29 protein-coding genes, 1 tRNA gene and 1 riboswitch are annotated in these 26,901 nt (G+C 72.7%); of the genes, 19 read left to right on the top strand and 11 right to left on the bottom strand.

Going from position 1 to position 26,901, the window contains the following annotated elements; all coding sequences use genetic code 11:
* The first annotated feature begins 9 nt into the window (after positions 1-9).
* A complete protein-coding gene (locus ACZ42X_RS17765; protein WP_468290439.1) occupies positions 10-762 on the top strand; it encodes an MBL fold metallo-hydrolase in 753 nt (250 codons plus the stop codon).
* 53 nt (positions 763-815) lie between these two features.
* Here ACZ42X_RS17765 and ACZ42X_RS17770 read toward each other — a convergent pair whose 3' ends face one another.
* Entirely contained in the window at positions 816-2,066 is a 1,251-nt protein-coding gene (locus ACZ42X_RS17770) for a PTS transporter subunit EIIC (RefSeq protein ID WP_468290442.1), read from the bottom strand.
* A 243-nt stretch (positions 2,067-2,309) separates the two neighbouring features.
* Positions 2,310-3,605 carry a PTS transporter subunit EIIC gene (locus ACZ42X_RS17775; RefSeq protein WP_468290445.1) on the bottom strand — a complete coding sequence of 432 codons (1,296 nt, stop codon included), beginning with the start codon at positions 3,603-3,605 and terminating at the stop codon, positions 2,310-2,312.
* Between the two features lie 197 nt (positions 3,606-3,802).
* Here ACZ42X_RS17775 and ACZ42X_RS17780 point away from each other — a divergent pair, with 197 nt between their 5' ends.
* From ACZ42X_RS17780 to rdgB, 4 genes are all read left to right on the top strand, one after another.
* Complete coding sequence (locus tag ACZ42X_RS17780; protein ID WP_031076305.1) at positions 3,803-4,036, top strand: PTS sugar transporter subunit IIB; 234 nt, start codon at positions 3,803-3,805, stop codon at positions 4,034-4,036.
* Positions 4,037-4,112: 76 nt separating this feature from the next.
* Positions 4,113-4,844, top strand: a complete 732-nt coding sequence (rph, locus tag ACZ42X_RS17785) for a ribonuclease PH (protein WP_468290449.1) — start codon at positions 4,113-4,115, stop codon at positions 4,842-4,844.
* 92 nt (positions 4,845-4,936) lie between these two features.
* Positions 4,937-5,329, top strand: coding sequence for a hypothetical protein (locus tag ACZ42X_RS17790; RefSeq protein ID WP_468290451.1), 393 nt, complete (start codon positions 4,937-4,939; stop codon positions 5,327-5,329).
* Between the two features lie 22 nt (positions 5,330-5,351).
* On the top strand, positions 5,352-5,954 hold the full coding sequence (rdgB, locus tag ACZ42X_RS17795) for an RdgB/HAM1 family non-canonical purine NTP pyrophosphatase (protein ID WP_468290453.1): 603 nt from the start codon (positions 5,352-5,354) through the stop codon (positions 5,952-5,954).
* Between the two features lie 55 nt (positions 5,955-6,009).
* On the opposite strand, the gene ACZ42X_RS17800 is transcribed toward rdgB, so the two are convergent.
* Together ACZ42X_RS17800 and bcp are read right to left on the bottom strand one after the other, a co-directional pair.
* A tRNA-Leu gene (locus ACZ42X_RS17800) sits at positions 6,010-6,093 on the bottom strand.
* A 109-nt stretch (positions 6,094-6,202) separates the two neighbouring features.
* Complete coding sequence (bcp, locus tag ACZ42X_RS17805; RefSeq protein WP_468290456.1) at positions 6,203-6,670, bottom strand: thioredoxin-dependent thiol peroxidase; 468 nt, start codon at positions 6,668-6,670, stop codon at positions 6,203-6,205.
* Between the two features lie 123 nt (positions 6,671-6,793).
* Here bcp and ACZ42X_RS17810 point away from each other — a divergent pair, with 123 nt between their 5' ends.
* The 3 genes from ACZ42X_RS17810 (at position 6,794) to ACZ42X_RS17820 (ending at position 7,929) form a co-directional block, all read left to right on the top strand.
* A complete protein-coding gene (locus tag ACZ42X_RS17810; protein WP_361422843.1) occupies positions 6,794-7,114 on the top strand; it encodes a DUF3618 domain-containing protein in 321 nt (106 codons plus the stop codon).
* Positions 7,115-7,157: 43 nt separating this feature from the next.
* Positions 7,158-7,496: a GroES family chaperonin gene (locus ACZ42X_RS17815; protein WP_031076289.1), complete on the top strand. Its 339-nt coding sequence runs from the start codon at positions 7,158-7,160 to the stop codon at positions 7,494-7,496.
* A gap of 1 nt (position 7,497) precedes the next feature.
* Positions 7,498-7,565, top strand: a riboswitch (guanidine-III (ykkC-III) riboswitch).
* A gap of 43 nt (positions 7,566-7,608) precedes the next feature.
* Positions 7,609-7,929 carry a DMT family transporter gene (locus ACZ42X_RS17820; RefSeq protein ID WP_468290460.1) on the top strand — a complete coding sequence of 107 codons (321 nt, stop codon included), beginning with the start codon at positions 7,609-7,611 and terminating at the stop codon, positions 7,927-7,929.
* On the opposite strand, the gene ACZ42X_RS17825 is transcribed toward ACZ42X_RS17820, so the two are convergent.
* Entirely contained in the window at positions 7,926-10,157 is a 2,232-nt protein-coding gene (locus tag ACZ42X_RS17825; protein WP_468290463.1) for a transglycosylase domain-containing protein, read from the bottom strand. The two genes, ACZ42X_RS17820 and ACZ42X_RS17825, sit on opposite strands and share 4 nt — an antisense overlap.
* Positions 10,158-10,822: 665 nt before the next feature.
* Here ACZ42X_RS17825 and ACZ42X_RS17830 point away from each other — a divergent pair.
* From ACZ42X_RS17830 to ACZ42X_RS17840, 3 genes are all read left to right on the top strand, one after another.
* Positions 10,823-11,623, top strand: a complete 801-nt coding sequence (locus ACZ42X_RS17830) for an ABC transporter permease (RefSeq protein ID WP_468290465.1) — start codon at positions 10,823-10,825, stop codon at positions 11,621-11,623.
* Positions 11,616-12,464, top strand: a complete 849-nt coding sequence (locus tag ACZ42X_RS17835; RefSeq protein ID WP_468290467.1) for an ABC transporter permease — start codon at positions 11,616-11,618, stop codon at positions 12,462-12,464. The genes ACZ42X_RS17830 and ACZ42X_RS17835 overlap by 8 nt, the downstream gene beginning before the upstream one ends.
* Before the next feature lie 84 nt (positions 12,465-12,548).
* Positions 12,549-13,541 (top strand): ABC transporter ATP-binding protein, encoded by a 993-nt coding sequence (locus ACZ42X_RS17840; protein WP_468291197.1) that lies wholly within the window; start codon positions 12,549-12,551, stop codon positions 13,539-13,541.
* Positions 13,542-13,550: 9 nt separating this feature from the next.
* Here ACZ42X_RS17840 and ACZ42X_RS17845 read toward each other — a convergent pair whose 3' ends face one another.
* Positions 13,551-14,864, bottom strand: coding sequence for an SGNH/GDSL hydrolase family protein (locus tag ACZ42X_RS17845; RefSeq protein ID WP_468290470.1), 1,314 nt, complete (start codon positions 14,862-14,864; stop codon positions 13,551-13,553).
* Positions 14,865-14,962: 98 nt separating this feature from the next.
* Between ACZ42X_RS17845 and ACZ42X_RS17850 the strand changes: the two genes are divergently transcribed.
* Positions 14,963-16,252, top strand: coding sequence for a DUF445 domain-containing protein (locus tag ACZ42X_RS17850; RefSeq protein WP_468290473.1), 1,290 nt, complete (start codon positions 14,963-14,965; stop codon positions 16,250-16,252).
* 333 nt (positions 16,253-16,585) lie between these two features.
* On the opposite strand, the gene ACZ42X_RS17855 is transcribed toward ACZ42X_RS17850, so the two are convergent.
* A complete protein-coding gene (locus ACZ42X_RS17855; RefSeq protein ID WP_361422859.1) occupies positions 16,586-16,888 on the bottom strand; it encodes a hypothetical protein in 303 nt (100 codons plus the stop codon).
* A 201-nt stretch (positions 16,889-17,089) separates the two neighbouring features.
* On the opposite strand from ACZ42X_RS17855, the gene ACZ42X_RS17860 reads away from it, so the two are divergent.
* Entirely contained in the window at positions 17,090-17,692 is a 603-nt protein-coding gene (locus ACZ42X_RS17860) for a hypothetical protein (RefSeq protein WP_468290476.1), read from the top strand.
* Between the two features lie 262 nt (positions 17,693-17,954).
* Here the strand turns inward: ACZ42X_RS17860 and ACZ42X_RS17865 are convergent, their stop codons facing one another.
* Positions 17,955-18,971 (bottom strand): SEC-C metal-binding domain-containing protein, encoded by a 1,017-nt coding sequence (locus tag ACZ42X_RS17865; RefSeq protein ID WP_468290479.1) that lies wholly within the window; start codon positions 18,969-18,971, stop codon positions 17,955-17,957.
* 130 nt (positions 18,972-19,101) lie between these two features.
* Here ACZ42X_RS17865 and ACZ42X_RS17870 point away from each other — a divergent pair, with 130 nt between their 5' ends.
* From ACZ42X_RS17870 to ACZ42X_RS17880, 3 genes are all read left to right on the top strand, one after another.
* Positions 19,102-19,401 (top strand): DUF6412 domain-containing protein, encoded by a 300-nt coding sequence (locus ACZ42X_RS17870; RefSeq protein WP_468290482.1) that lies wholly within the window; start codon positions 19,102-19,104, stop codon positions 19,399-19,401.
* 108 nt (positions 19,402-19,509) lie between these two features.
* Positions 19,510-20,229 (top strand): YidC/Oxa1 family membrane protein insertase, encoded by a 720-nt coding sequence (locus ACZ42X_RS17875; RefSeq protein ID WP_468290485.1) that lies wholly within the window; start codon positions 19,510-19,512, stop codon positions 20,227-20,229.
* A gap of 116 nt (positions 20,230-20,345) precedes the next feature.
* Positions 20,346-21,203 carry a fumarylacetoacetate hydrolase family protein gene (locus ACZ42X_RS17880; protein ID WP_468290488.1) on the top strand — a complete coding sequence of 286 codons (858 nt, stop codon included), beginning with the start codon at positions 20,346-20,348 and terminating at the stop codon, positions 21,201-21,203.
* Positions 21,204-21,287: 84 nt separating this feature from the next.
* On the opposite strand, the gene ACZ42X_RS17885 is transcribed toward ACZ42X_RS17880, so the two are convergent.
* From ACZ42X_RS17885 to ACZ42X_RS17895, 3 genes are all read right to left on the bottom strand, one after another.
* Complete coding sequence (locus ACZ42X_RS17885; RefSeq protein ID WP_468290491.1) at positions 21,288-21,674, bottom strand: hypothetical protein; 387 nt, start codon at positions 21,672-21,674, stop codon at positions 21,288-21,290.
* A gap of 340 nt (positions 21,675-22,014) precedes the next feature.
* Positions 22,015-22,515, bottom strand: coding sequence for a heme-degrading domain-containing protein (locus ACZ42X_RS17890; RefSeq protein ID WP_468290494.1), 501 nt, complete (start codon positions 22,513-22,515; stop codon positions 22,015-22,017).
* Positions 22,512-23,600, bottom strand: a complete 1,089-nt coding sequence (locus ACZ42X_RS17895; RefSeq protein WP_468290497.1) for a Gfo/Idh/MocA family oxidoreductase — start codon at positions 23,598-23,600, stop codon at positions 22,512-22,514. Before ACZ42X_RS17895 ends, ACZ42X_RS17890 begins: the two co-directional genes overlap by 4 nt.
* Positions 23,601-23,656: 56 nt before the next feature.
* Between ACZ42X_RS17895 and ACZ42X_RS17900 the strand changes: the two genes are divergently transcribed.
* The 3 genes from ACZ42X_RS17900 (at position 23,657) to ACZ42X_RS17910 (ending at position 26,847) form a co-directional block, all read left to right on the top strand.
* Positions 23,657-24,802: an ROK family transcriptional regulator gene (locus ACZ42X_RS17900; RefSeq protein ID WP_468290501.1), complete on the top strand. Its 1,146-nt coding sequence runs from the start codon at positions 23,657-23,659 to the stop codon at positions 24,800-24,802.
* A 333-nt stretch (positions 24,803-25,135) separates the two neighbouring features.
* Positions 25,136-26,056: a cell wall protein gene (locus ACZ42X_RS17905; protein WP_468290504.1), complete on the top strand. Its 921-nt coding sequence runs from the start codon at positions 25,136-25,138 to the stop codon at positions 26,054-26,056.
* A gap of 29 nt (positions 26,057-26,085) precedes the next feature.
* A complete protein-coding gene (locus ACZ42X_RS17910; RefSeq protein WP_468290507.1) occupies positions 26,086-26,847 on the top strand; it encodes a GntR family transcriptional regulator in 762 nt (253 codons plus the stop codon).
* The last annotated feature ends 54 nt before the right edge of the window (positions 26,848-26,901 follow it).

Genomic DNA, 26,901 nt, shown 5'->3' on the forward strand with positions numbered 1-26,901 from the left:
TCACGCTCCATGAAGCTCACCGTCGTCGGCTGCTCCGGGTCGTTCCCGTCCGCGGAATCGGCCTGCTCGAGCTACCTCGTAGAGGCCGACGGCTTCCGGCTGCTCCTCGACCTGGGCAACGGCGCCCTCGGCGAGCTGCAGCGCCACACCGGTCTGTACGACCTGGACGCGATCTTCCTGAGCCATCTGCACGCCGACCACTGCATCGACATGTGCGCGTACTTCGTCGCCCGCTACTACCGGCACGAGGGCGGCCGCTGCCCCGCCCTCCCGGTGTACGCGCCCGACGGCGCCGAGCAGCGTCTGACGACGGCGTACGCGGACACGCCGTCCGACAAGTCGATGAGCGAGGTCTTCGACTTCCACACGCTCAAGCCCGGCACCTTCGACCTCGGCCCCTTCCAGATCCGTACGGAGAAGGTGTGCCACCCGGTCGAGGCGTACGGCATCCGCATCGAGCACGGCGGCAAGTCGATCACGTACTCCGGTGACACCGGCGTGTGCGACGAGCTGGACACGCTGGCGGCCGGGACGGACCTGTTCCTGTGCGAGGCGTCGTTCACGTACGGCAAGGAGGACATCCCCGGCCTGCACCTGAACGGCCGCGAGGCGGGTGCGCACGCCGCCCGCGCGGGGGCCGGGCGGCTGGTGCTGACGCACATCCCGCCGTGGACGGATGGCGAGCGGAACCTCGCCGACGCGCGGGCGGTCTACGCCGGCCCGGCGGAGCTGGCCCACGCGGGCGCGGTGTACGAGGTCTGACAGCATGCGAACGCCCCCGGAACCTGCGGTTCCGGGGGCGTTCCGTCATGTGCTCACGCCTTGGTGAGGTCCTCGATCTCCTCCTCGGGCTCACGGCCCGGGGTCGCGAGGTTGAACCTGACGATCGCGAAGCGGAAGACCACGTAGTAGACCACCGCGAACACGAGACCGATCGGGATGATCAGCCACGGCTTGGTGTCGAGCTTCCAGTACAGCAGGTAGTCGATCAGACCGGCCGAGAAGTTGAAGCCCGCGTGCACGCCCAGGGCCCAGGTGAGGGCGAGGGAGATGGCCGTGAGGACCGCGTGGATCACGTACAGCACCGGCGCCACGAACATGAACGCGAACTCGATCGGCTCCGTGACACCCGTGACGAACGAGGTCAGCGCCAGCGACACCATCATGCCGAGGACGGCCTTGCGGCGCGTGGGGTGAGCCGTGTGCGCCATGGCGAGCGCGGCGGCCGGGAGGCCGAACATCATGATCGGGAAGAAGCCGGACATGAACATGCCGGCGGTCGGGTCGCCCGCGAGGAAGCGGCCGTAGTCGCCGTGCACGACCTCGCCCGCGGCGTTGGTGAAGTCACCCAGCTGGAACCACGCCACGGTGTTCACGAACTGGTGCATGCCGATCGGGATCAGCGCGCGGTTGATCGCGCCGAAGAGACCGGCGCCCAGCGCGCCCAGGCCCGTCATCCACTCGCCGAAGTTCGCGATGCCCTCGCCGATCGGCTCCCAGACCAGGCCGAAGAAGACACCGACGATGACGCCGACGAAGGCCATGATGATCGGGACGAGCCGGCGGCCGTTGAAGAAGCCGAGCCAGTCCACCAGCTTGGTGCGGTGGTACTTCTGCCACAGCACGGCGGCGAGCAGACCCATCACGATGCCGCCGAGGACGCCGGGGTTGTTGAACGTCGCCGGATCGTCCTTGCCGGCCTTGACGACGGCCTCGGTGACCGGGAAGGCCTCGAGCACCTTGCTGTAGACGAGGAAGCCGACGAGGGCGGCGAGCGCGGTGGAACCGTCGGACTTCTTGGCGAAGCCGATCGCCACGCCGATGCAGAAGAGCATCGGCAGCGCCCCGGTGATCGCGCTGCCCGCGTTGGCGAAGACGGCGGCGACCTTGTCCCAGCCGAGTCCGTCCTTGCCGAACACGTCGTCCTGGCCCAGCCGGACCATGAGGCCTGCTGCGGGAAGGACGGCGATGGGCAGCTGCAGGCTGCGGCCGATCTTCTGCAGGCCCTGGAACAGGCCGGAGCCCCGCTTCTTCGCGGGCGCCGCCGTGGCGGTGGCCGTACTCATACTTCCTCCAGTAGGCAAGGCGCCGCCCGGGGACAGTGAAAGGGGACGGCGGCGTCTCGTGAAGCGCTGCGCAGAAATGCGCGCGTGGTCTACACCAATTGTGGTGTAGACCTGTTGTAGCACGGTGAAGGATAGATAAGGAACTTGCAATTTGATAACGCCCGAAGGGGCCCGCGACCTCGCAGGTCACGGGCCCCTTCGGGCGTCAGCCGGGCGTCGGGTGCCGGGCGTCGGGCGCCGCGGCTACGGCTTGGTGACGTCCGTCTCCGCCTCCTCGGGCTCGCGCCCCGGCGTCTTCAGGTCGAATGCGGTGATGGCGAAGCGGAAGATCGCGTAGTACACCGCCGCGAACGCGAGACCGATCGGAATGATCAGCCACGGTTTCGTCGCGAGCCCCCAGTTGATGACGTAGTCGATGAGACCGGCCGAGAAGCTGAAGCCGTCCTTCACGCCGAACGCCCACGTCACCGCCATCGATACGCCGGTCAGCACGACGTGGATCACGTACAGCACGGGCGCGACGAAGAGGAACGAGTACTCGATCGGCTCCGTGATGCCCGTGACGAACGAGGTGAGGGCCACCGAGAGCATCAGGCCGCCGACCTCCTTGCGGCAGTGCGGCTTGGCGCAGTGGGTGATGGCCAGCGCGGCGGCCGGCAGGGCGAACATCATGATCGGGAAGAAGCCGGTGGTGAACTGCCCCGCGTCCGGGTCGCCCGCCAGGAACATGCTGATGTCGCCGTGCACCACCGTGCCGTCCGGTTTGGTGTACGTGCCGAACTGGAACCACACGGGCACGTTCAGGAACTGGTGCAGCCCGATCACCAGCAGTGCGCGGTTCGCGACGCCGAACAGGCCCGCGCCCCACGCCCCGAGGCCCACCAGCCAGTCGCTGAAGTCCTCCAGGGCGTCGCCGACCGGGGGCCAGACGAAGAGGCAGACGACCGCGAAGGCGATGGCGACGAACGACATGATGATCGGCACGAGCCGGCGCCCGTTGAAGAAGCCCAGCCAGTCCACCAGCCGGGTCCGGTGGAACCGCTGCCAGAAGTAGGCCGTGAGCAGGCCCATGACGATGCCGCCGAAGACACCCGGATTCTGGTACGTGTACGCCACGAAGGTGTCGTCCGCGCCCAGGCAGCCGCCGTTGACGTCCCTGGTGCCCGGCGGGCAGTCCTTGGGGAAGGCGCGCAGCACGCCCCGGTAGACCAGGAAGCCGGTGACCGCGGCGAGCGCCGTGGAGCCGTCCGCCTTCTTCGCCATGCCGATCGCGACGCCCACGCAGAAGAGCAGCGGCAGGCCCAGGTCCGCGTCGAGCAGCGCGCCGCCCGCGCCCGCGATGACCTTGGCGACGTCGTTCCAGCCCAGTCCGTCCGCGCCGAAGACGTCCGGCTGGCCGAGGCGGTTGAGGATGCCCGCCGCGGGCAGGACGGCGATGGGCAACTGGAGGCTGCGGCCCATCTTCTGCAGCCCCTGGAAGGCACCGGACCACCGCTTCCGCTGCGGCGCGGCCGTGGTGGCGGAGCTGTCGGAGCTCATCGGCGTCCTCCTGGTCTCCTGCGAGACTGGTGTAGACCAGTTGCGATATCGTAGGCGCTGGTGATCGTCATCCTTCGCTACAAGCCGGTCATGTGCCCGCGAAGATGGGCCAACCGTGCGTTACGGTGACGAAAGACCTAGGTGGGCCGAGCAGCGCTCAGTGCTCCGAAACGGCTCTTGGACGCAGGGAGAAGGACATGGCCAGCAAGGCTGAGAAGATCGTCGCCGGGCTCGGCGGCATCGACAACATCGAAGAGGTCGAGGGCTGCATCACCCGCCTGCGCACCGAGGTCGCCGACCCCGCCCTGGTCGACGAGGCCGCGCTCAAGGCCGCCGGCGCCCACGGCGTCGTCAAGATGGGCTCCGCGATCCAGGTCGTCATCGGCACCGACGCCGACCCCATCGCCGCGGAGATCGAAGACATGATGTGAGCCACCGCCGCTCACCCGCGAGGGCCCGTTCCGGAACCGGAACGGGCCCTTCGTATGAGGGGGCTAGGCTCATCCCATGTCTCGAATCGACGGCCGCACCCCCGAACAGCTCCGCCCGGTCACCATCGAACGCGGATGGAGCAAGCACGCCGAGGGCTCCGTCCTCATCTCCTTCGGCGACACCAAGGTCTTCTGCACCGCCTCCGTCACCGAAGGCGTCCCGCGCTGGCGCAAGGGCAGCGGCGAAGGCTGGGTCACCGGCGAGTACTCGATGCTGCCCCGTGCCACCAACACCCGCGGCGACCGCGAATCCGTACGCGGCAAGATCGGCGGCCGCACCCACGAGATCTCCCGCCTCATCGGCCGCTCCCTGCGCGCCGTCATCGACTACAAGGCCCTCGGCGAGAACACCATCGTCCTCGACTGCGACGTCCTCCAGGCCGACGGCGGCACCCGCACCGCCGCCATCACCGGCGCGTACGTCGCCCTCGCCGACGCCGTCGCCTGGGCGCAGCGCAACAAGCTCGTCAAGGCCGGCCGCAAGCCCCTGACCGGCACCGTCGCCGCCGTCTCCGTCGGCATCGTCGACGGCACGCCGCTCCTCGACCTCTGCTACGAGGAGGACGTCCGCGCCGAGACCGACATGAACGTCGTCTGCACCGGCGACGGCCGCTTCGTCGAGGTCCAGGGCACCGCCGAGGCCGAGCCCTTCGACCGCAAGGAGCTCAACGCCCTCCTCGACCTGGCCACCGGCGGCTGCGCCGACCTCGCCGAACTCCAGCGCCGCGCGCTGGCGGAGACCCTGTAGCGGCAACCACGACGGGGTCCCGCCGCGTCTGTACGAGTACGGGCGTACGGATCGACCCGTACGCCCGGCCAAACCTTCGGAGGACACCACCCATGCGCCGACGCCGACGCACCGCAGCCATTGCCACCACCGCGGCCGCCGCCGTACTCGCCCTGACCGCCGTAACGGGCTGCGGCGCGCTCGACAAGGCCGTGGGCTGCGTCCAGGCCGCCGACGCCATCGCCACCAGCGTCAACAAGCTGAGCCAGGCCGCCTCGTCCGCCACCAACGACCCCACCCAGCTGAACGAGTCCCTCGACGCGATCGACAAGGAACTCGCCTCGCTGAAGGACAAGACGGACAACGCCGACCTGTCCAAGGCCGTCGACGACCTCGACAAGGGCGTCGACACCGTCCGCACCGCCGTCAAGAACGGCGACACCACCCCCGACCTCAAGCCCGTCACGGACGCGGCCACCGAGCTCGGCAAGGTCTGCACCCCCTGACGGCCCGTAGATACTGGGGTGCATGAGCCGCCTGATCCTCGCCACCCGTAACGCCGGGAAGATCACCGAACTGCACGCCATCCTCGCCGACGCGGGTCTCCACCACGACCTCGTCGGCGCGGACGCGTTCCCCGAGGTCCCCGACGTCAAGGAGACCGGCGTCACCTTCGCCGAGAACGCCCTCCTCAAGGCGCACGCCCTCGCCCGGGCCACCGGCCTGCCCGCGATCGCCGACGACTCCGGCCTCTGCGTCGACGTCCTCGGCGGCGCCCCCGGCATCTTCTCCGCCCGCTGGGCCGGCCGCCACGGCGACGACCGGGCCAACCTGGAGCTGCTCCTCGCCCAGCTCGCCGACATCGCCCCCGAACACCGCGGCGCCCACTTCGCCTGCGCGGCCGCCCTCGCCCTCCCCGACGGCACCGAGCGCGTGGTGGAAGGCCGCCTCCGCGGCACCCTCCGCCACACCCCCACGGGCACCGGCGGCTTCGGCTACGACCCGATCCTCCAGCCCGACGGCGAGACCCGCACCTGCGCGGAGCTGACCCCCTCCGAGAAGAACGCCATCAGCCACCGGGGCCAGGCGTTCCGGGCCCTGGTGCCGGTGATCCGGGAGCTGGTCGGCTGAGGCGTGGTGTACGCCGAAGGCCCGGTCCCCTGGTGGGGCCGGGCCTTCGCTCACGTGCGGCCGGAGGGACTCGAACCCTCACGGGTGTTACCCCACTGGGACCTAAACCCAGCGTGACTGCCAATTCCACCACGGCCGCATGCGCGACCCCATCGTAATGGGCAGCGCGCGGGCCGTCGGCGGGATCACCGGATGACGGTGGCTCAGATGCGGCCTCTACGGCGTCGGGCGGGGTGCGGAGGGGGCGGTCAGATGCCGAGGTCCTTGATGATCTTGGCGACGTGGCCGGTCGCCTTCACGTTGTACAGGGCGCGCTCCACCTTGCCGTTCTCGTCGACGACGATCGTCGAGCGGATCACGCCCGTCACCGTCTTGCCGTACAGCTTCTTCTCGCCGAACGCGCCGTACGCCGCCAGCGTCTCCTTCGACGGGTCGCCGACCAGCGTGACCTTCAGGTCCTCCTTCTCGCGGAACTTCGCGAGCTTCTCCGGCTTGTCGGGCGAGACGCCGATCACGTCGTAGCCCGCGCCCGCCAGCAGGTCGAGGTTGTCGGTGAAGTCGCACGCCTGCTTGGTGCAGCCGGGCGTCAGCGCGGCCGGGTAGAAGTAGACGATCACCTTGCGGCCCTGGTAGTCGGCGAGCGAGACGTCGTTGCCGTCCGCGTCGGGCAGGGTGAAGGCGGGGGCGGTGTCGCCGGGCTGCAGTCGCTCGCTCATGGTCTCTCTCTCCTGGCTTGGGCGTACGCCTTCAGAGCCTAATGGGGGTCGGGGACAGTGAGCGGGCCGTCGAGCTGACAGACTGTCCATCACGGATTTGGACAGACCTACGGAGGCAGCGCGGTGTCGGATGCCAGGACCCCTGCGCAGATCGAGGCGGACATCGTCCGTCGTCGCGAGCAGCTCGCCGTCACGCTCGACGAGATCGGCGTACGCATGCACCCGAAGACGATCATCGGGGACGCTAAGGCCAAGGTGGCGTCGACGGTCGACCAGACCGCGGGGCGCGCCTTCGTCACCGTGAACCGCGTCGTCACGGACGTGAAGGGCCGGTTCGTCGCGGAGGACGGCTCGCCGCGGCTGGAGCGGGTCGTGCCGGTGGCGCTGCTCGCGATCGGCGTGGTCGGGCTGCTCGCCGTGTCCGCGCGGCGCCGCAAGGGCTGACCCTTCGGCGCGCGGGCCGCGCCGGGCCAGGTAGTTTCGTGGGGTGAGCGAGAACACCCACGACAAGCTGCCCATCCGCATGCTGCACGACCGCGTGCTGGTACGGAACGACACGCCCGAGGGCGAGAGGCGCTCGGGCGGCGGCATCCTGATCCCGGCGACCGCCGCCGTCGGCCGCCGGCTGGCCTGGGCCGAGGTGGTCGCGGTCGGCCAGAACGTACGGACCGTGGAGCCCGGCGACCGGGTGCTGTACGACCCCGAGGACCGTGCCGAGGTCGAGGTGCGCGGTGTGGCCTACGTACTGATGCGGGAGCGCGACCTGCACGCGGTCGCCGCCGACCGGTTCGAGGGCTCGGAGGACTCGACGGGGCTGTACCTGTAGCGCCGGTTTGTTACGGTTGAGGGACCCGACGAGACGCGCCGTACCGGGTTGACGCAAAGACGACGCACCCCTGTTGTCCGTTCGTTTTCGCGTTCACGGAGGTGCCGCCGTCATGGCATGGGTTCTGCTGATCGTCGCCGGTCTGCTCGAGGTCGGCTGGTCGATCGGGATGAAGTTCACCGAGGGGTTCACGCGGCCGTGGCCGAGCCTGCTGACCGGCGCCGGCATCGTCGCCAGCATGGCCCTGCTGTCGCAGGCGGCGAAGACCCTGCCCATCGGTACGGCGTACGGCGTGTGGGTCGGCATCGGCGCGGCCGGCGCGGCGGTGGTCGGCATGGTGGTGCTGGGGGAGCCGGCGACCGCCGCCCGGATCTTCTTCGTGTGTCTGCTGTTGGTCGCGGTGGTCGGCCTGAAGGCCACCTCCGGGCACTAGGGCATGTGCATGTCCTGCGACTCCCAGGACTCCCACGGCTGCCGGGCTGTCGGGGTCCGTGGGGGCGGCGGGGTGTGCGGTGCCTGGGGGGCTTGCGAGGCCGTCTCGGGTGGCGGTGGTGCGGCGACCGGGGCGCTGCGGACGCGCGGCTCGGCGGGGGGTGCCGCGGCCGCCGGGGCGGCGGGGGTGACGGGGGCGGCCGCGGGGGCGCCGGCGCCCCGGTCGTGTCTCGGGCCGGCGTTCTCCGTGTCCGGGGTGCGGCGGCCGAAGCCGTCCCGTCCGTCCCGCTCGTCCGGTCCGTCCGAGGGGTCGGGGCGCGGTTCCATGCCCTCCGCGATCCGCAGGTCGAAGTCGCGTGCCGCCGTGCCCGCCAGGGCCTCGCGCGTGTACTGGGCCCAGATTTCCGCCGGTGCGCCGCCGCCGTTCATCCGCTCCAGGCCGAGCGCCCCGTACAGCGGCTTCTGGCCGCCCGTCTTCGGGTCCTGGCCCATCACCGCGACGACGGTCGTCAGGTTCGGCGTGTAGCCGGCGAACCAGGCCGCCTTGTCGTCCTCCGCCGTGCCGGTCTTGCCGGCGGCCGGGCGTCCCGCCGCCTGGGCGGCCGTGCCCGTACCGCCCTCGATGACGCCACGCAGCACCGCCGTGGTCGTGTCCGCCGCCTCGCGGCTGATGGCCTGGGTGGTCTCGGCGCCGGGCAGTTCCAGGTCTTCGCCGTCCCGCTGCACCCGCTCGACCAGCGTGTACGCGCTGTGCTTGCCGTGGTTGGCGAGGGTCGCGTACGCCTGCGCCATGTCGAGTACGGAGGCGGTGGCGGGGCCGAGCGCGATCGACGGCGACGGGTTCAGGTCCGGGGTGTCGACGGGCAGCCCCAGGTTGATGGCGGTCTGTTCGACCTTGGCCGGGCCCACGTCGACGGCGAGTTGGGCGTACACGGCGTTGACCGACTTGTCGGTGGCGGTGGTCACGGGGATGGTGCCGTACGAGACGTCGTCCTCGTTCTTCGGGTTGTACGCCGGGCCCGTCCAGCCCTCCACGTGGCGCTCGTTGGTGCCGTCGTACGTCGTGTTGGGCGTGATGCGCTCGCCGGTCTGGGTGCGCGAGCCGTGGTGGACGGCGGCGGCGAGGACGAACGGCTTGAAGGTGGAGCCGACCTGGTAGTCGCGGCGCGTCGCGTTGTTGACGTACTGCTTGGTGTAGTCGACGCCGCCGTACATGGCGAGGACCTTGCCGGTGGCGGGGTCGAGGGAGACGCCGCCGACGCGTACGAAGCGGTCGGTCTCGTTGGCGGTGGTGTCGAGCCGCGCCATGACCTGGTCCTCGACGGCCTGGATGAACGCGTCCTGCTTGCGCTTCTGCAGGGTGGTGGTGATGCGGTAGCCGCCGCGTGCGAGGTCCTTGCGGTGGAGGACGCCGTGGTCGGTGAGGTAGTCCTGGACGGCCTGGATGACGTAGCCGCGCTGGCCGGAGAGCCCGATGGTGGAGCGCGCGGCGAGCGGCGTGGGGAAGACGGCCTCGGCGCGCGCCCTCGGGGTGAGCCAGCGCTCCTTGACCATCGCGTCGAGGACGTACACCCAGCGGGCGATGGCCCGGGGCCGGTTCCGGGGGTGGGTGGCCACGTCGTACGCGCTCGGGGCGTTGAGCAGCGAGGCGAGGTACGCGCCCTCGGCGACGTCGAGGTCCTCGACGTCCTTGTCGTAGTAGGCGTGGGCGGCGGCCTGGATGCCGTAGGCGTTGCGGCCGTAGTAGCTGGTGTTGAGGTAGCCCTCGAAGATGTCGTTCTTGGTCTTCTCGCGGTCGAGCTTGATCGCGATGAAGAACTCCTTCACCTTGCGGGTGACGGTGCGTTCCTGGCCGAGGTAGTAGTTCTTGACGTACTGCTGGGTGATGGTGGAGCCGCCCTGGGTCCCCTTGCCGGTGAGGGTGTTCCAGGCGGCGCGCAGCATCGCCTCGGGGTCGACGGCGGCCGCCGAGTAGAAGTCGCGGTCCTCGGCGGCGAGGACGGCGTGCTGGACGTGGGACGGGACGCGGGTGAGGCGGACGTTCTCCCGGTTGACCTGGCCGTCGCGGGCGATCTGGGTGCCGTCGCTGTAGAGGTACACGTTCGACTGGGCGGTGGCGGCGGCGTTGGCCGGCGGGATGTCGACGAGGTGGTAGCCGAGGAAGAAGCCGCCGACGAGGAGGAGGCAGGCGAAGAGGAAGCCGCCGAGGAGCATGCGCCAGGTCGGCACGGCGCGCCGCCACCCGGTGCGCTTCTCGCGCTGCCGCCTGCCGCGGCCCTTCGGCCGCTGCTGCCCGCGCGGCCCGCGGGACCCGCGGTGGCTCTGGTCCGGGGGGCCGGCGGGGGCGGCGGGGGCGCCGGGGGCGCTTGGTGCTCCTGGGTGGGGGCGGGTGCCTGTGGTGCGGGTGCCTGGGCTGGTGCTGGTGTCTGCGCCCGTGCTTGTGTCTTCTGCGCGTTCGCTTTCCGTGCCACCGCCGGGGCGGGCCGTGGGCTCGTTTCCGGGCGTGGCACCTGCCCGAGGGCGTGTGGTGTGAGTGGCCTGCTTCCGGCCCTCCGGCTTCGCCGGCTTCGCATGCGTCTCCGGCGTCTCGGTCTCCGGCGTCTCCGTCTCCGGCTCCGTCTCCGGCGTCTCCGGCTTCTCGGGCTTCTTCCGGCCGCCCTCCCTCCCCGCCTTCTTCCCCTTCTGCGGCGTCTCGCGGGCCGGGGGGCCGGCGACGGTCGGGTCGCGGGGCTCCCAGGCCTGCTTCGGTGGCTCGTCGCTCATGTTCTCCGGCCTGTCGATGACTGCTGCGCTGTTTATGACGATTTGTCCGAAACTCATCTTGCACCGAAAAGCAGTCGCGACGACGGATTCCGCAGGGCTAGGCTCGTCAGCTTTGACGGAGGGAGTTCAGGGTGCGGCTGTACGCGGCCGTGGCGGCCGGTGGTTTCCGGCGCCATGCGACGTATCGGGTGGCGACCGCGGCAGGGGTGTTCACCAACACCGTCTTCGGCTTCATCCTGGCGTTCACCTACATAGCCCTCTGGGATGAGCGCCCTCACCTCGGTGGCTACGACATGGGCGAGGCGCTCGCCTATGTGTGGATCGGCCAAGCCCTCCTCGCCGCCTGCGGCCTGATGGGGGGTGGGTTCGAGGACGAGCTGATGGAGCGCATCAGGACGGGCGACATCGCCGTCGACCTCTACCGCCCCGCCGACCTCCAGCTGTGGTGGCTGTCCGTCGCCCTGGGCCGGTCCGGCTTCCTGCTGCTGGGGCGTGGCGTGGCGCCGCTGGCCGTCGGCGCGCTCGCCTTCGACATCGCGCTGCCCGAGCAGCCGCTGACCTGGCTCGCCTTCCTCCTCTCGGTGGTGCTGGGCGCGGTGGTGAGCTTCGCGGTGTGGTTCCTGGTGGCGCTGAGCGCGTTCTGGCTGATGGACGGGCACGGGGTGGTACAGGTGGCGTGGCTGTCGGGGATGTTCTTCTCGGGCATGCTCCTGCCCCTGAACGTGTTCCCGGGCGTGCTCGGTGAGGTCGCCCGCGTACTGCCCTGGTCGTCGATGCTCCAGGTCCCGGCGGACGTCTTCCTGGAGAAGCGCACGGGCTGGGGGCTGGTGGAGGCGTACGCCTTCCAGGGCGGCTGGGCGCTGGTCCTGCTGCTGGCCGGGCGGGCGCTCCAGGCGGCGGCGACGCGTCGGGTGGTGGTGCAGGGTGGCTGATCAGGCACACGATGACCGGTACGGGCTCGGGCAGGTGGGCGCGGGGCTGCGCGCGTACGGGCTCATCGCCGCCATGTGGGTGCGGTCGACGATGACGTACCGCTTCTCCTTCGCGATGACGCTGCTCGCCAGCTTCATCGCGACCGGCTTCGACTTCGTCGTCATCCTGCTGATGTTCGGTCACGTCCGAGGCCTCGGCGGGTTCTCCTTCGCCGAGGTGGCGTTCCTGTACGGGACGACCGGCACCGCCTTCGGCCTGGCGGACATGGCGCTGGGACAGACGCAGCGGCTGGGGCGGCGGGTGCGGGACGGCACGCTGGACACGCTGCTGGTGCGCCCGGCCCCGGTGCTGGCGCAGGTGGCGGCGGACCGGTTCGCGCTGCGGCGGCTGGGCCGGGTGTCGCAGGGGCTGCTGGTGCTGGTGTGGTCGCTGGTGCTGCTGGACGACGTGGAGTGGACGCCGGTGAAGGTGGCGCTCGTCCCGCTGATGGTGGTGAGCGGCTGGATGATCTTCGCGTCCGTGATGGTGGCGGGGGCGGCCTTCCAGTTCCTGGCGCAGGACGCGGCGGAGGTGACGAACTCGTTCACGTACGGCGGCAACACGCTGCTCCAGTACCCGCCGACGGTCTTCGCGACGGACCTGGTGCGGGGGGTGGTGTACGTCGTGCCGCTCGCGTTCGTGAACTGGGTGCCCGCGCTGTACGTGCTCGGGCGCCCGGCGCCGGCGGGGTTGCCGGGGTGGGCGGCGTTCGCGTCGCCGGTGGTGGCGGTGGTGATGGGGGCGCTGGCGGGGCTGGCGTGGCGGTTCGGGGTCCGTTCGTACCGGAGTACAGGGAGCTGAGCAGCGGTGAGCAACGAGACGAACGAGAACACCGAGACCACCGAGACCACCGCGACCACCGAGATCACCGCGACCACCGAGACCATGGAGCCGGCCTTCAGCGAGTCGGATTTCATCGAGCTCGTCGGCGTCGAGAAGGTCTTCGACGTGCGGCGCCGCGTGCCCGGCACCCTGCGTCGCGAGAAGCGGCGGGTCCGGGCGGTGGACGGGATCTCCTTCCGCGTGGCGCGCGGCGAGATGGTCGGCTACATCGGCCCCAACGGCGCCGGGAAGTCCACCACCATCAAGATGCTGACGGGCATTCTGACCCCGAGCGGCGGTCGGCTGCGCGTCGCCGGCATCGACCCCGCGCGCGACCGCACGCGGCTCGCGCGGCGGATCGGCGTGGTGTTCGGGCAGCGTACGACCCTGTGGTGGGACCTGCCGCTGCGCGACTCGTACCGCCTGATCCACCGCCTGTACCGGATCCCGGAGGCCCGCTACCGCGAGAACCTCGACCGGTGCGTCGAGCTCCTCGACCTCGGCGAGCTGCTCAACGTGCCCGTGCGCCAGCTCTCCCTCGGCCAGCGCATGCGCGGTGACATCGCGGCGGCGCTGCTGCACGACCCGGAGGTGCTGTACCTGGACGAGCCGACCATCGGCCTCGACGTCGTCTCCAAGGCCCGGGTGCGGGAGTTCCTGCGCGACCTGAACGCCGAGCGCGGCACGACGGTCCTGCTCACCACGCACGACCTGACCGACATCGAGCAGCTGTGCAAGCGGGTGATGGTCATCGACCACGGGCGGCTGATGTACGACGGGGCGCTCGGCGGCCTGCACGAGGTGGGCCGGAGCGAGCGGACGCTGGTGGTGGACCTGGAGCGCGAGCTACCGCCCATCGAGGCGCCCGACGGGGCGCGGGTGGTGCGGGTGGAGGGGCCGCGGCAGTGGCTGGCGTTCCCGGCGGACCGGTCGGCGGCGCCGCTGGTGGCGCGGATCGCGGCGGAGTATCCGCTGGTGGACCTGTCGGTGCGGGAGCCGGACATCGAGGCGGTGATCGCGAAGATGTACGCGGAACGGTCGGAGGTGCCGGAGTGAGGGCAGGCCCTAGAGGTCCTGGTGCGGAGCTCCACCGTGGGTGGGGTTGGTGAGGTCGGCGAGGTCGACGTAGTGGGCCATACGGCGGTAGCCGGCGTCGCCCGGGTGCAGCCCGTCCCCGGAGTCGTACGCGGGCAGCAGGCGGGTCGGGGCGTACGGGTCGCGCAGGGCGCGGTCGAAGTCGACGACCGCGTCGAAGACGCCGCCCGTGCGGATGGTGGCGTTGACCTGTTGCCGTACGGCCTCCAGCTCCTTCGTGTACCGCCGGTGGCCGCCGAACGGCAGGAGCGTCGAGCCGACGACGCGCAGCCCGCGCGCGTGCGCCTGCCGCGTCAGCGCGGTCAGACCGTCGGTGATGCGGCGCGGGTCGGTCTCGTGGGGCGGGCGGATGATGTCGTTGATGCCGAGGCATATGACGACGGTGCGGACCCCCGGACGGCTCAGCGCGTCGCGCTCGAAGCGCGAGAGGGCGCTCGGGCCCCTGCCGTCGCGCAGCACGCGGTTGCCGCCGATGCCCTGGTTGACCACGCCGTAGCCGCGGGAGCGCAGCCGGTCGGCGAGCAGGTCGGGCCAGCGGTGGTTGGCGTCGCGGGTGGAGCCGACGCCGTCGGTGATGGAGTCGCCGAAGACGACGACCGCGCCGCGGGCGGCCGGGTTGACGACGTCGACGGCCGCCAGGTGGTGCCAGGTGGGGGCGGCCTCGGCGTACGCGGCGCCGCTCACCTCCCGCGTGTGGTCGCCGTCGGCGGCGTACGACGTCTGCCGGGCGACCGGGTGCCGGGTCGTGGGCGCGCCGGCCGGGACGTACAGCGTGACCAGGAGGTCACCGTCGTACGGGACGGCGAGGGGTACGGGGTCGCTGACGGCGTCGGCGCCGGGCGGGATGGTGACGTACGGGCGGCCGCCGGCGAAGGTGACGCGCCGGAGCGTGCCGGGGACGGCCGCGGCCCCCTCGGCGCGTACCGCGAGGGAAGCGGCGTCGATGCGGAGCGGACGGGGGCCGCCGTACCGGTTGGTGAGGGTGATGCGGGCGGTGGTGCCGCCGATGCTGGTGTGGATGACGTTGCGGAGGGAGCGGGGCTCGCGTGCCGCCTGGTCGTGAAACGGCGCGGGCTCGACCGGCGCGGCGGACCAGGTTCCGATCCACGCGGCCTTCTCCGCGGTCGTGGCGGCGCGGGCGTCCTGGTGCGGCGGGTCGGTGTGCCGGGCGGGGCCGTCCGCGCCCGTCCGCTCCACCGCCGCGAAGATGCCCCCGCAGCCCAGCACGGTCGCGGCCAGCACCACGGCGAGCGGACGCCTGTATTCCCCACGTACTCCCCTCATGGCCGACATCATCCGGCATGGACACGGGAACTCGGCGTGCGCCCCGGGAGTACCTGAGGTAGGGACCCTGGGAAGGGACTACGTACATGGTGGTGCGGATGAACCAGTCGAAGACCCCGCTCGTGGCGTTCTCGTACACGGCGGCGGACGAGGAGAAGCGCCGCGGTGTGCGCCGGATGAAGCTCATGGCGACCGGGCTGCTGCTCCTGGTCGCCCTCGTCTACACCCTGGCCACGTGGGCGCGGAACGCCGGCGTGGACGGCTGGCCCGGTTACGTCGCGGCCGCGGCGGAGGCGGGCATGGTGGGCGCGCTGGCGGACTGGTTCGCGGTCACCGCGCTGTTCCGGCGGCCGCTGGGCCTGCCCATTCCGCACACGGCGATCATCCCGACGAAGAAGGACCAGCTGGGCGCCTCGCTCGGCTCCTTCGTGGGCGAGAACTTCCTCTCCGGCGATGTCGTACGCGCCCGGCTGCACGCGCTCTCCATCGGCCGCCGGCTCGGCGCGTGGCTCGCCGAGCCCGCGCACGCCGACCGGGTCACGGCCGAACTGTCCACGGCACTGCGCGGCGCGCTGACCGTGTTGCGGGACGCGGACGTCCAGGCGGTGGTGGGGGAGGCGGTCACGCGGCGTGCGGAGGCGGCGGAGATCGCGCCCGGGCTCGGCAAGACGCTGGAGAAGATCGTCGCCGACGGCGCGCACCACGGGGCGGTGGACCTCGTCTGCAACCGCGCCCACGACTGGCTGGTGCTGCACGCCGACTCGATCATGGACGCGGTGCAGGGCGGGGCCCCGGGCTGGACGCCCCGCTTCGTCGACCGGAAGGTCGGCGAGCGCGTCTACAAGGAGCTGCTGCGCTTCGTCACGGAGATGCGCGACATGCCGGGGCACCCGGCGCGCGGGGCGCTGGACCGCTTCCTGACGGACTTCGCCTCCGACCTCCAGGCCGACACGGACACCCGGGCGCGGGTGGAGCGCCTCAAGTCGGACCTGGTGGCGCGCCCGGAGGTCCAGGACATCATCGCGTCGGCCTGGGCGTCGGTCCGCGCCATGGTGATCTCGGCGGCCGAGGACGAACGCAGCGAGCTGCGCCTGCGCGCCCGCGCCTCGCTCCTCGCGCTCGGCCGGCGACTGGCCACCGACGCCCGGTTGCAGGCGAAGGTGGAGGGCTGGGCGGAGGACGCGGTGGTGTACGTCGTGACGACGTACCGCGCCGAGATCACGTCGCTGATCAGCGAGACGGTGGCGAGCTGGGACGCGGACCAGACGTCGCGGAAGATCGAGGCTCATATCGGCCGCGACCTGCAGTTCATCCGTATCAACGGCACGGTGGTCGGCGCGTTGGCGGGCCTGCTGATCTACACGGTCTCGCACGCGCTGGGCGGCTAGGCGGGGGGGGGCGTCCGGGTGCCCGGGCTGCCTGGGGTCGTGCTGGGCGGGTGCCCCGGACCCTGCCGCCCGGGCCCCCCGCCCAGCCACTGTGGGGAGGTGCCGTCTTATACGCACCCGGCGGGCGCCGCGTTCAGCGACGCCGGGCACGGCTTTTCGGCGCGCCCGCGGCGCGTCGCGTCGCGGTGCGGCGAGCGCGGCGCCTCAGCGGGGCCTGGTCGGTGCCGCGACCTCCGGCGCCGCGCTCGCCTCTGCGGGGCTCAGTCGGCACCGCGGCCTCAGCCAGGCCCGGTCGGCACCGCGGCCTCAGCCGACACCTCGGCCTCAGCCGCCTCAGCCGCTCCGGCGACCGACCGCCCAGGACGCGGCCGCCATGGCCCCGGCGACCGAGAACACCGCGGGCCATGCCCCGACCTTCTTCGCCAGCGGGTGCGACCCGGCGAACGCGGCCACGTACGCCGCGGTCAGCCCGGCTGCGGCCTTCCCACCGCTCTGCCGCTGCCACTCCCGCGCGGCCACGGCCCCCGCGGCCGCGAGCGCCACGCCCCCGAGGGGCCGCTTCTTGGTCCACCGCGCCACGGCGTACCCACCGACGAGCCCACTCGCCGCCACGGCTGCTGCCGGAATCCTGGCCATCTTCGCTGTCCTGCCTTCCGCACGCGTGTTCATACCTGTCCCGAGGCTAACGCGGCGGGTTCGGGCAGCTTGCGACGCCCTCGTACCGATTCGCCGACAGAAGTGACCGTCAGGGGTGGTGCAGGACCCTTCCTGCCACCAGCACGTAACAACCGCGCAGCGCAGGCATGGCCGACCGCACCGTACGGGCACGAAACGCGCATGCCGACCCCCACGCCGCCGCACCGCTACGCCGCCGACCCGCTGGTCGTCGCGCAGGACGGAGTGGCCACCGTCCACCAGCTCATGGACCTGGGCTGCGCCTCCTCCGCGATCGCAGCCCACTGCCGCCCGCCGGGCCCCTGGCGCCGGTTGCTGCCTCGGGTGATCGTCCTGCAGACGACGGAGCCCACGCCCCAACAGCGCTTGCGCGGAGCCCTCCTGTACGCGGGGCCCGACGCGCTCCTCACCGGCCCCGCGGCCCTGGCTCTGTACGGCCTGGAGTCCGTCGCCGCGCCCGCCGAGCTGGCGAAGGTGGACGTCCTGGTCGCCCACCGGGCGACGCCGCGCAGCCACGCGTACGTCCGCGTCCACCCCACGGTCCGCCCCGCCCTCCGCGTCCCGGTCCGGAACCTGGCCTGCGCGGCCCTCCCGCGCGCGGTCGCGGACGCGATCCCGCACCTCGCCGACGAGAGTGCGGTCGCGACGCTGCTGCGGGAGGTCATGGAGAGGCGCCTCTGCCGGCCCGACGACCTCATGACGGAGGCACGGGCCGCGCAGTTGCACGTCTCGCCGCTTCTGGGAGGCGAGGCCGAGCGGCCTTAGCCCGCGGCGATCGCAGAGTAGGTGTAGACGTCCGCGGGGATAGCGAGTCTGGGTGAAAAGTCCTTCTCGCCCTTCTCCAGTGTGATGAATAGCGCGTCGGTCTTGATGGACTCGCACCACTTGACGCCCTCGCGGAAGTCGCCCGGTGGGGAGCCGCCGATGTACGACTGGCCGAGGCGGGCGGTAGGACCTGCCGCAGCTCGTCGCGGAAGGCGTCTTGGGCACGGAGCGTGGCGAACCCCTCGTCGTAGGCGGGCCGTCGTCAGACCTCCAACGTCCCGTGGCACTCCCCGTACACCGTGCCCGAGCCGCACCAGCACGGGGACGTGCGGGCCGGGGGCCAGGGGGTTGCGCGGCCGCGGGCGGCGAGGGTGGTGGCGTATTGGGGGAGCAGCTCCGGGTTGGCGGGGGAGGCGGCCTCGGAGGCGGCGAAGGCTTCGTACGAGGGGACCGTGCCCTGGACGATGCCGAGGTTCGGGGTGCCGGCGGCCGCGAGTTCGCGGAGGGAGGCCTCCAGGTCGGTGAGGTGGGCCTCGTGGGTGGGGTACTCGGCCTCCAGCTCCGGGTAGGCCGCGAGGAGCTCGGCCAGTTCGTTGGGCGGCCAGAGCAGGACCGCCACCGGGAAGGGGCGGGAGAGGGCCGTGCGGTACGAGCCCAGCTCGCTGCGCAGGCGCGCGATCTCCGCCTGGAGCTCGGCCGGGTCGTCGGAGCCCAGGGACCAGAGGCGCTTGGGGTCGTGGAGCTCGTCCAGGGGGACCGCGCCCCGGTGGAGGCGGTCGGCCAGGACGTCCCAGTCGTCGTGCGGCAGCGCGAGCAGGCGGCGGACGCGGTGGCGGCCCATGAGAAGGGACTGCGCCGGGTACGGGACCTCGTCGTCGGGGGAGGGCAGGAGGGTGGTGACCGCCGTGGTGAAGGTCGCTTCGGCGGCCTCCAGTTCGTCGTGGGCCTCCAGCGTCTCGGCGACGATCTCCCACGCGGCGGCGTCGGTCGGGGTCGTCGCCCGCAGGCCGTCGAGGATCGCGCGGGCCTCGGCCTCGTGGCCGTACTCCCACAGGTTCGCCGCCTTGAGCGCCTTCACCAGGTGCGGGTTCTCCGGCGGCGGGGTGGCGGCGAGGAGGTCGTCGTAGAGGGTCGTCGCGCGGTCGCGGGCGCCGGCCAGCTCCAGGTGGGCGGCCGCCCGCAGGAGCAGCGGTTCGCGGTCTTCGGGGTACTGCGCCGCGGTGCGCAGCAGACGCTCGGCTTCGGTGATGTGGTCGGCAGACGTGTCGTCGGGGCGCATGGGGGACACCGTACTGCTGTACGGGGGCGGCGGGGGCCCGTCCCCCGCGCCCGTCGTCCGAGCCCGTCGTCCGCGCCGGGAACCATCCGGGACGGGCGTGCGTTCGAGGGGGTGAAGGGAGGGGGATCGCATGCGCCGTCTTGCCGTATGGGTGTCCGTGATGTGCGGGCTGGCCGCTGTCCTGTACCTCCTCTTCGCCGACGGCGGGGCGTTCTCCGTCGCCGCCGCGCTCGTCGCCGTCGGGTCCGCGCTGGTCACGTACGCCGTCGTCGCCGCGCGCCGCGCGGACGCCGTGCCGCCGACCCGCATACGCACCGCCCTCCGGGACCGCGAGCAGCGCACCGCCTTCCTGCGGCAGCGCGACCCCGACGCGCCGGGCCGCCGACGGCCCAGGGCGCCCGGCCGACGTCTCGTCGCGACGGCCGCGTAGAGGTTCCCGCTTCCCTTTTCGCCGTTCTCCACGCGGTTCCGTCGTCAATCCGGCATGCCGAAAACACCTCATTCCGGTACGACGAGACCCTCGGAGGGTTCCCTCACCATGTCCGTTTTCGCCTCGCTGGTCGAGCGCCTCGCCGCGCTGCTCCAGCCGCTGTTCCACGGTTCCGCCACCGCCGCCGCGATCGTCCTGTTCACCGTGGCCGTACGGCTCGCCCTCCACCCCCTGTCGCGGGCCGCCGCACGCGGGCAGCGGGCGCGGATGCGGCTCGCGCCGCGCGTCGCCGAGCTGCGCAGGAAGTACGGGCGGGACCCGGAGCGGCTGCAGCGGGCCGTGATGGACCTGTACGCGGGGGAGCAGGTGTCGCCGTTCGCCGGGTTCCTGCCGAGCCTGCTGCAGCTGCCCGCGTTCTTCCTGATGTACCACCTGTTCTCCGGCGGCGGCATGGAGGGGCACGCCCTGCTGGCCGCGCCCCTCGGCGGGCACTGGACGGACGCCCTGGCCGACGGCGGGCTCTTCGGGCCGGCCGGGCTGGTGTACCTGGCGCTGTTCATGATCGTGACCGGGCTCGCCACGTACACGTACCGGCGGGCGCGGCGCGAGATGGGCGTGATGGGCGTGATGGGGGAGGCGGCCGGCGCGGAGCTGCCGGGGGCGGTCACCCGGCTGATGCCGCTGCTGGGATACGGGACGCTCATCAGCGTCGCCGTGCTGCCGCTGGCGGCCGGCCTGTACGTCGTCACGAGCACGGCGTGGGGCGCGGCGGAGCGGGCGTACCTCTTTCGCGGGGGTGCGCTGACCCCTGAGGTTACTCGCGCGTAAAGGTCCACTGTGTGAACGAGGTCTTGCGGGGTGACCTGCGGTATTGGAGGATCGACCAATCCTCCGATGGCCGCACCCCATCGGCCGGGGCCCACCTCGACCACAGGGAGAAGACCATGAAGCTGCTGCGCGTCGGTACGGCGGGCGCCGAACGCCCTGCGCTGCTCGACCAGGAGGGGACCCTCCGCGACCTGTCCGCGCTCGTGCCGGACATCGACGGGAACCTGCTCTCCGACGCCTCCGCCCTCGACCGGATCCGTGCCGCCGTCGGCGCCGGTGTGCTGCCCGCGCTCGACGCGACCGGGCTGCGGATCGGGCCGCCGGTCGCGCGGATCGGCAAGGTCGTGTGCATCGGGCTGAACTACCACGACCACGCCGCCGAGACCGGCCAGGCGACGCCGGCCGAGCCGGTGGTCTTCCTCAAGGCGGCCGACACGGTCGTCGGGCCGGACGACACCGTGCTCGTACCGCGCAACAGCCGCAAGACCGACTGGGAGGTCGAGCTCGCGGTCGTCATCGGCCGTACGGCCCGTTACGTGGAGTCCGCGGAGGCGGCGCTCGCGCACGTGGCCGGGTACGCGGTCGCGCACGACGTCTCGGAGCGCGAGTTCCAGATCGAGCGCGGCGGCACCTGGGACAAGGGCAAGAACTGCGAGACCTTCAACCCGCTCGGCCCCTGGCTCGTGACGGCGGACGAGGTGCCGGACCCGCAGGCGCTGTCGCTGAAACTGTGGGTCAACGGCGAGCTCAAGCAGGACGGCACCACCGCCAACCAGATCTTCCCGGTCGGTGAGGTGGTGCGCTACGTCAGCCAGTTCATGACCCTCTACCCCGGTGACGTCATCAACACCGGTACGCCGGCGGGCGTGGCGATGGGCCAGCCGGAGCCGAAGCCGTACCTGCGCGCCGGGGACGTGGTGGAGCTGGAGGTCGAGGGGCTCGGGCGGCAGCGCCAGGAGCTCAAGGACGCGTGAGCGCGCGACGCGTAGCACGCTGACGGCGTGATGCGGCGGGTCGCCCCTGTGCGGGGCGGCCCGCCGCTCGTCGTCGACGACCGGTCAGGACACGAGTTGCACCTTCTCGGCGCGGTCCTTGAGGTTGACGCATTCCGTGTACGGGTTCGGGTCGCCCTGGCGCTCGCGGCACTTCCAGCGAGCGTCGTCCACGTGGACCACGACGACCTTGCGCCCCTTGCCACCGTGGTGCTTGGCCTGGACGGCATCGCCGTACGCGTTGGCCACGCGGTGCGCGGTGCCGCAGGCGGAGCTGCCCTTCGTGGTCACCGCGACGACGGAGAGGCCGTTCCAGCCGGTACCGCAGTCCACCGCCTTGGTGGCGGCGCCGGGATCAACGGTCGGGGCCGCCGCCGATGACGGGGCGGCCGTCAGGGCCAGCAGGGTGGCGCCTCCCGCGAGGGCGACGGCGGCTGCTCTCGTGGAGCGCATGACTGCCTCCTTCCGGCGCGCTTCGGCGAGGGTGATCGGTTCGCACGCCTTCTCGACCGTAGGGCCGGTCGAGTGATGCCGCGCGGTTGGGTTACTCCGAATGGGTGAAGCGATGCGGACGTACAAGTACCGCCTGAGGAGTCCTCTCGGTGGTCTCGCGGCGGACCTCACCGCTCGCGTCAGGGCACCCGGTGAGACGTCGCCTCCCCTGGTCCGGATTCACCGAGGGGGGTGTCTCGCCCTCCCCGCGGCGGGTGGGGTGCGTGTACTCCGGCTCCGGTGGGCCGGAGCCCTACGTCTTCTCGTGGGGTGGCGCGCAGCCGCCACCCCACGAGAGCCGTCACAGCCGCGCGATGAACCGCTCCAGCGCCTCGACCACCAGGGCGTGGTCCTCCAGTTGCGGCAGGCCCGAGACCGTCACCGTGCCGATGACGCCCGCGACGCCGGTGACCGTGAGCGGGAAGGAGCCGCCGTGGGCCGCGTAGGAGTCGGGGTCGAGGCGGGAGTCGGTGTCGAAGGACTTGCCCTTGGCGCGGAAGCGGGTGCCGACGAGGAGGGAGCTCTCGGCGTAGCGCTCGACGACGCGGCGTTTGCGGTCGATCCAGGCGTCGTTGTCGGCGCTGGAGCCGGGCAGCGCGCAGTGGAACAGCTGCTGCGGGCCGCGGTGGATGTCGATCGCGACCGGGGCATGGCGTTCGCGGGCCAGGTCGGCCAGCAGCGTGCCCAGCCGCCACGCGTCCTCGTATGTGAAGTGGGGGAGCGTCAGGCGGGCCTGCTGGGCTTCGAGCTCCGCGATGGTGGGAGCAGTGGTGGGGGCGGTGGTGCGGGCGGTCGCGGTCACAGCGTCACCGCCACGCCGTCGCGGGCCGAGCGGCGCGCCGCCTCCAGGACGTCCAGCGCGGCCGCCGCCTCGTGGGCCGTCACCGGCGGGGGAGTGCCGTCGCGCAGGGCGGCGGCGATGGCCGCGTAGTACGCCGGGTAGTCGCCCGGCAGCGACGGGACCGGCGTGCCGCCGCCCGTCACCGGCGAGTCCCCGGCACCCAGGCGGCCCCACAGCGGCTCCGGCTCCGTGCCCCAGTCCGGGCTCGTGCCCGGCAGCAGGCCCTCGCGCAGGGCCGCCTCCTGCGGGTCCAGGCCGTACTTGACGTACCCGGCGCGCGAGCCGAGCACCCGGAAGCGCGGGCCGAGCTGGGCGGCCGTGGCGCTGACGTACAGGTGGGAGCGGACGCCGTTCGCGTGCGTCAGCGCGATGAAGGTGTCGTCGTCCGCCTCGGCGCCCGCCCGCCGGACGTCCGACTCGGCGTACACCCGCGTGGCGGGGCCGAACAGCACCAGCGCCTGGTCCACGACATGGCTGCCCAGGTCGTACAGCAGCCCGCCGAACTCCTCCGGCGCCCCCGACTCCCGCCAGCCGCCCTTCAACTGCGGCCGCCACCGTTCGAACCGGGACTCGAAGCGCTGTACGTCGCCGAGCTCGCCGCGCTCGACGAGCGAGCGGAGCGTGAGGAAGTCGTTGTCCCAGCGGCGGTTCTGGAACACGGACAGGAGCAGGCCGCGCTCCTCGGCGAGGGCCGCGAGGCCCCGCGCCTCCGCCGCCGTGCCGGCGACCGGCTTGTCGACGACGACCGGCAGGCCGGCCCCGAGGGCGGCGGTCGCGACCGGGGCGTGCGTCTTGTTGGGGGAGGCGATCACGATCAGGTCCAGCTCGCCCGCACGCGCCCACAGCTCCTCCGTGGACGCGGCGACCCGGACCCCCGGGAACGCGGCGCGCGCCTGCTCCTGGCGCTCCGCGTTCGACGTGACGACCGTGTCCAGGACCAGGCCCTCGGTCGCGGCGATCAGCGGGGCGTGGAAGACGGAGCCCGCGAGGCCGTAGCCGACGAGTCCGACGCGCAGCGTTCCAGGCGTTCCAGGCGTTCCAGTCATGCCGCCCACTTAAGCAACGCTGTTGCCAAAGTGCAAGCGGGCCGGACAATGGGACCGTGAACATCAACGCGCTGCGCAGCCACAACACCGCCCTGCTACTCAACCTGCTGCGGCAGGCCGGCGAGGACGGCGTCAGCCGGCTGGAGCTCGCCGAGCGCACCGGGCTCACCCCACAGGCCATCAGCAAGATCATCGCCCGGCTGCGGGACGAGGGCCTCGCCGTCGACGCGGGGCGCCGCGCCTCCACGGGCGGCAAGCCCCGCACCGTGCTGCGCCTCGTGCCCGGCGCCGCCCACGCCCTCGGGCTCCACCTCGACCGCGACGAGCTCACGGTCGTACGCGTCGACCTCGCCGGGGCGGTCGTCGCGGCGCGCGGCGTTCCGCTGGACCTCGGCGCGGGTACGGAGGCCGTCCTCGGGGTGGCGGCGCGGGAGGCGGCGGGCCTCCTCGACGCGACCGTCCTCGGCGCCGGGGTCGCCATGCCAGGGCCGCTCGACCACGCCGCCGGCGTACCGCACCGCGTGACCGGGTTCCCCGAATGGGACGGGTTCCCGCTGCGCGACGCGCTCGCCGAACGCCTCGGGCTCCCCGTGGTCCTCGACAAGGACACGAACGCCGCCGCCTTCCGCATCGCCGCGCGGGGGCGGGGCGGGGAGTCGTTCGCGTACCTCCACCTCGGTACGGGACTGGGCGCCGGGCTCGTCCTCGGCGGCACGCTCCACCGGGGCGCCCGGACCGGCGCGGGCGAGTTCGGGCACCAGACCGTGCAGCTCGACGGCCCGCCGTGCGGGTGCGGCGCGCGCGGCTGCCTGGAGGCGCTGTGCCTCGCGGCGGTGTCGCGCGGCGACCTGGCGGAGGCCGCGCGCGTGCTGGGCGTCGGCGCCGCCAACCTCGTCGGCCTCCTGGACATCGACCGCGTCCTGCTGGGCGGGCGCGTCGTCGCGGCGGCGCCGGAGCCCTTCGTACGAGGAGTCGGCGCGGTCCTGGAGGAGCGCGCGCGCCGCGAGGGCGGCGCGCGGCCGGTGCCGGTGAGCCTCACGGACGCGGAGCCCGGCGAGGGTGGTGCCGGTGGTGCCGGTGGTGCCGGTGGTGGTGCCGGTGGTGGTGCCGGTGGTGCCGGTGATGCCGGTACCGCCACCGGCGACCACCAGGTCGCCCAGGGCGCGGCACTGCTGGCGCTGGCGCCGTTGTTCGGACTCTGAGCGGGGCAGGACTGGGCCCCGCCGGCCCCCCGCCCCGCCGGCCCCCCGCCCCGCCGGGCCCCCGCCCCCGCCCCGCCGGGCCCCCGCCCCCGCCCCGCCGGACCCCCGCCCCGCCGGACCCCCGCCCCGCCGGACCCCCGCCCCGCCGGACCCCCGCCCCGCCGGACCCCCGCCCCCACCCCGGCGCCGGGCATGCGCCCCCGCCCCCGCTCCGCTGATCGGGCGCATACGTGCCCCCGTACGGCGGGCCGCCCCACCCCGGCCGGTGCGGTGGCGGCGATGCGTGGCAGGTTCTCGGGGCACGACTTTCCGCGCCCCGCCGAAGGTGCCCCCATGCGACTGCGTCACGCCCTCGCCACCGGAGCCACGGTTGCCCTGCTCGCCGTCCCCTCCGTCGTCGCGGGCACCGCGCTGGCCGCACCGACCGCGCCCGCACCCACGCCCCCGCCCGTCGGCGGCCCCACGCCCCCGCCCGTCGGCGGTGGCGGCGCCGACACCGCCGGCAGTGCCGACACCATCGCCGTGCCGGAACGCCAGCCGACCTGCGGGAACGCCGCCGACACCGCCTTCCCGATCGGTACGCGGATCAAGGACGGGCCCACCACGTACGAGGCCGGCGGCGGCTTCCGGAGCTGGCGCGTCGAGCTGACCAACACCACCGCCCGCACCTGCGGCAACATCCACCCCGTCATCGTCTTCACCGACCGCGCCCAGACCCTCCAGCCCTCACACATCCAGCTGGAGTTCTACGAGGACGAGAGGGGCCCCGCGGAGGGCGGCCGCCCGCACCCCGTGACCATCGAGAAGACCGACCACAACGAGCTCGTCGGCGTCCTCGACAACGGCTTCCCCGGCTACACCGTGCCGCCCGGCCGGACCCTCACCGTCCCCGTACGGCTCGCCTTCACCTCCGCCGCCCGCCCCGACGAGGTCACCGCCAACGCCGCGATCGTGCAGCGCCGCGGCGACGACGGCGACTGGGTCGGGGAGTCCGGCGACTACCGCTTCGCCGTCCGCGGGGAGGAGCGCCCGGCCGACGAGGCCACGACCGAGCCCACCGGGCCGCCGCCGACCGGCGAGGCGGCGGAGCCCGGAGTGGCCGACGAGCTGTCGAAGACCGGCCACGACACGTTCCTCCTGACCGGGGCCACCGCCCTCGCGCTCCTCCTCGGTGCCGGGGCACGGTGGTGGGTCGGGCGCCGTGACGGCGGGCGCCGGTGGCGGGTCGGGCGCCGAGGGGCCGGGCGCCCCTGACGTTCACGTACGTCTGCGACCATCCCGCCGTGGACTACCCGAACGGCCAGGCCTCCCCTGGCGCACCCGTCCGCTCCGGCATCCCGGAGCACGGCCGCGTCCCCAAGTACTACGCGGTCAAGGCCCGCGTCTCCGCCCTCCTCGACGAGCTCGGCGAAGGCGGCACCCTGCCCACCGAGCGCGATCTGGCCGTACGGTACGAGGTCTCCCGCGAGACCGTACGCCAGGCCCTGCGCGAGCTGCTGCTCGAAGGGCGGCTGCGCCGCCAAGGGCGCGGCACCGTCGTCGCCGGGCCCAAGCTGGAGCAGCCGCTGGCGCTCGCCAGCTATACCGAGGGCGTCCGGCGCCAGGGGCGCAGGCCCGGCCGCCACCTCGTCTCCCTCGACCGGTTCCCGTCGCCGGACGAGCTCGCCGCCGACCTCGGCATCGCGCCCGGCGACCCCGTCTGGCACCTGGAGCGGGTGCTGCTCGCCGACGACGAACGGGTCGGGCTGGAGAGCACGTACGTCTCGGAGGCCCGCGTCCCGCGCCTGGACGCCGACTTCGACCCGGACTCCTCCTTCTACGCGTACCTGCGCGAACGGCTCGGCATCTCCTTCGGCGACGCCGACGAGCGCATCGAGACCGTCCTCGCCACCCCGCGCGAGGCGCTGCTCATCGGGACCCCGCCCGCGCTGCCCATGCTCCTGCTGCACCGGGTCTCGCGGGACACCGACGGCAGACCGCTGGAACGGGTCCGCACCCTCTACCGAGGGGACCGTTTCAGCTTCACCACCCACCTCGGTAAATAACAGGACGGTAACGGGTCTAGGCCAAGCTTGCGGGGGCGTTCACCTTCCCGTCGA

It is taken from the genome of Streptomyces sp. NPDC030862 (genome assembly GCF_055571835.1).

Bases quoted from the DNA above. Each gene is read 5' to 3' on its own strand.
- ACZ42X_RS17765 (WP_468290439.1), top strand. From the start codon at position 10: ATGAAGCTCACCGTCGTCGGCTGCTCCGGGTCGTTCCCGTCCGCGGAA.
- ACZ42X_RS17770 (WP_468290442.1), bottom strand. From the start codon at position 2,066: ATGAGTACGGCCACCGCCACGGCGGCGCCCGCGAAGAAGCGGGGCTCC.
- ACZ42X_RS17775 (WP_468290445.1), bottom strand. From the start codon at position 3,605: ATGAGCTCCGACAGCTCCGCCACCACGGCCGCGCCGCAGCGGAAGCGG.
- ACZ42X_RS17780 (WP_031076305.1), top strand. From the start codon at position 3,803: ATGGCCAGCAAGGCTGAGAAGATCGTCGCCGGGCTCGGCGGCATCGAC.
- rph (WP_468290449.1), top strand. From the start codon at position 4,113: ATGTCTCGAATCGACGGCCGCACCCCCGAACAGCTCCGCCCGGTCACC.
- ACZ42X_RS17790 (WP_468290451.1), top strand. From the start codon at position 4,937: ATGCGCCGACGCCGACGCACCGCAGCCATTGCCACCACCGCGGCCGCC.
- rdgB (WP_468290453.1), top strand. From the start codon at position 5,352: ATGAGCCGCCTGATCCTCGCCACCCGTAACGCCGGGAAGATCACCGAA.
- bcp (WP_468290456.1), bottom strand. From the start codon at position 6,670: ATGAGCGAGCGACTGCAGCCCGGCGACACCGCCCCCGCCTTCACCCTG.
- ACZ42X_RS17820 (WP_468290460.1), top strand. From the start codon at position 7,609: ATGGCATGGGTTCTGCTGATCGTCGCCGGTCTGCTCGAGGTCGGCTGG.
- ACZ42X_RS17840 (WP_468291197.1), top strand. From the start codon at position 12,549: ATGGAGCCGGCCTTCAGCGAGTCGGATTTCATCGAGCTCGTCGGCGTC.
- ACZ42X_RS17845 (WP_468290470.1), bottom strand. From the start codon at position 14,864: ATGAGGGGAGTACGTGGGGAATACAGGCGTCCGCTCGCCGTGGTGCTG.
- ACZ42X_RS17850 (WP_468290473.1), top strand. From the start codon at position 14,963: ATGAACCAGTCGAAGACCCCGCTCGTGGCGTTCTCGTACACGGCGGCG.
- ACZ42X_RS17855 (WP_361422859.1), bottom strand. From the start codon at position 16,888: ATGGCCAGGATTCCGGCAGCAGCCGTGGCGGCGAGTGGGCTCGTCGGT.
- ACZ42X_RS17860 (WP_468290476.1), top strand. From the start codon at position 17,090: ATGCCGACCCCCACGCCGCCGCACCGCTACGCCGCCGACCCGCTGGTC.
- ACZ42X_RS17865 (WP_468290479.1), bottom strand. From the start codon at position 18,971: ATGCGCCCCGACGACACGTCTGCCGACCACATCACCGAAGCCGAGCGT.
- ACZ42X_RS17870 (WP_468290482.1), top strand. From the start codon at position 19,102: ATGCGCCGTCTTGCCGTATGGGTGTCCGTGATGTGCGGGCTGGCCGCT.
- ACZ42X_RS17875 (WP_468290485.1), top strand. From the start codon at position 19,510: ATGTCCGTTTTCGCCTCGCTGGTCGAGCGCCTCGCCGCGCTGCTCCAG.
- ACZ42X_RS17880 (WP_468290488.1), top strand. From the start codon at position 20,346: ATGAAGCTGCTGCGCGTCGGTACGGCGGGCGCCGAACGCCCTGCGCTG.
- ACZ42X_RS17885 (WP_468290491.1), bottom strand. From the start codon at position 21,674: ATGCGCTCCACGAGAGCAGCCGCCGTCGCCCTCGCGGGAGGCGCCACC.
- ACZ42X_RS17895 (WP_468290497.1), bottom strand. From the start codon at position 23,600: ATGACTGGAACGCCTGGAACGCCTGGAACGCTGCGCGTCGGACTCGTC.
- ACZ42X_RS17905 (WP_468290504.1), top strand. From the start codon at position 25,136: ATGCGACTGCGTCACGCCCTCGCCACCGGAGCCACGGTTGCCCTGCTC.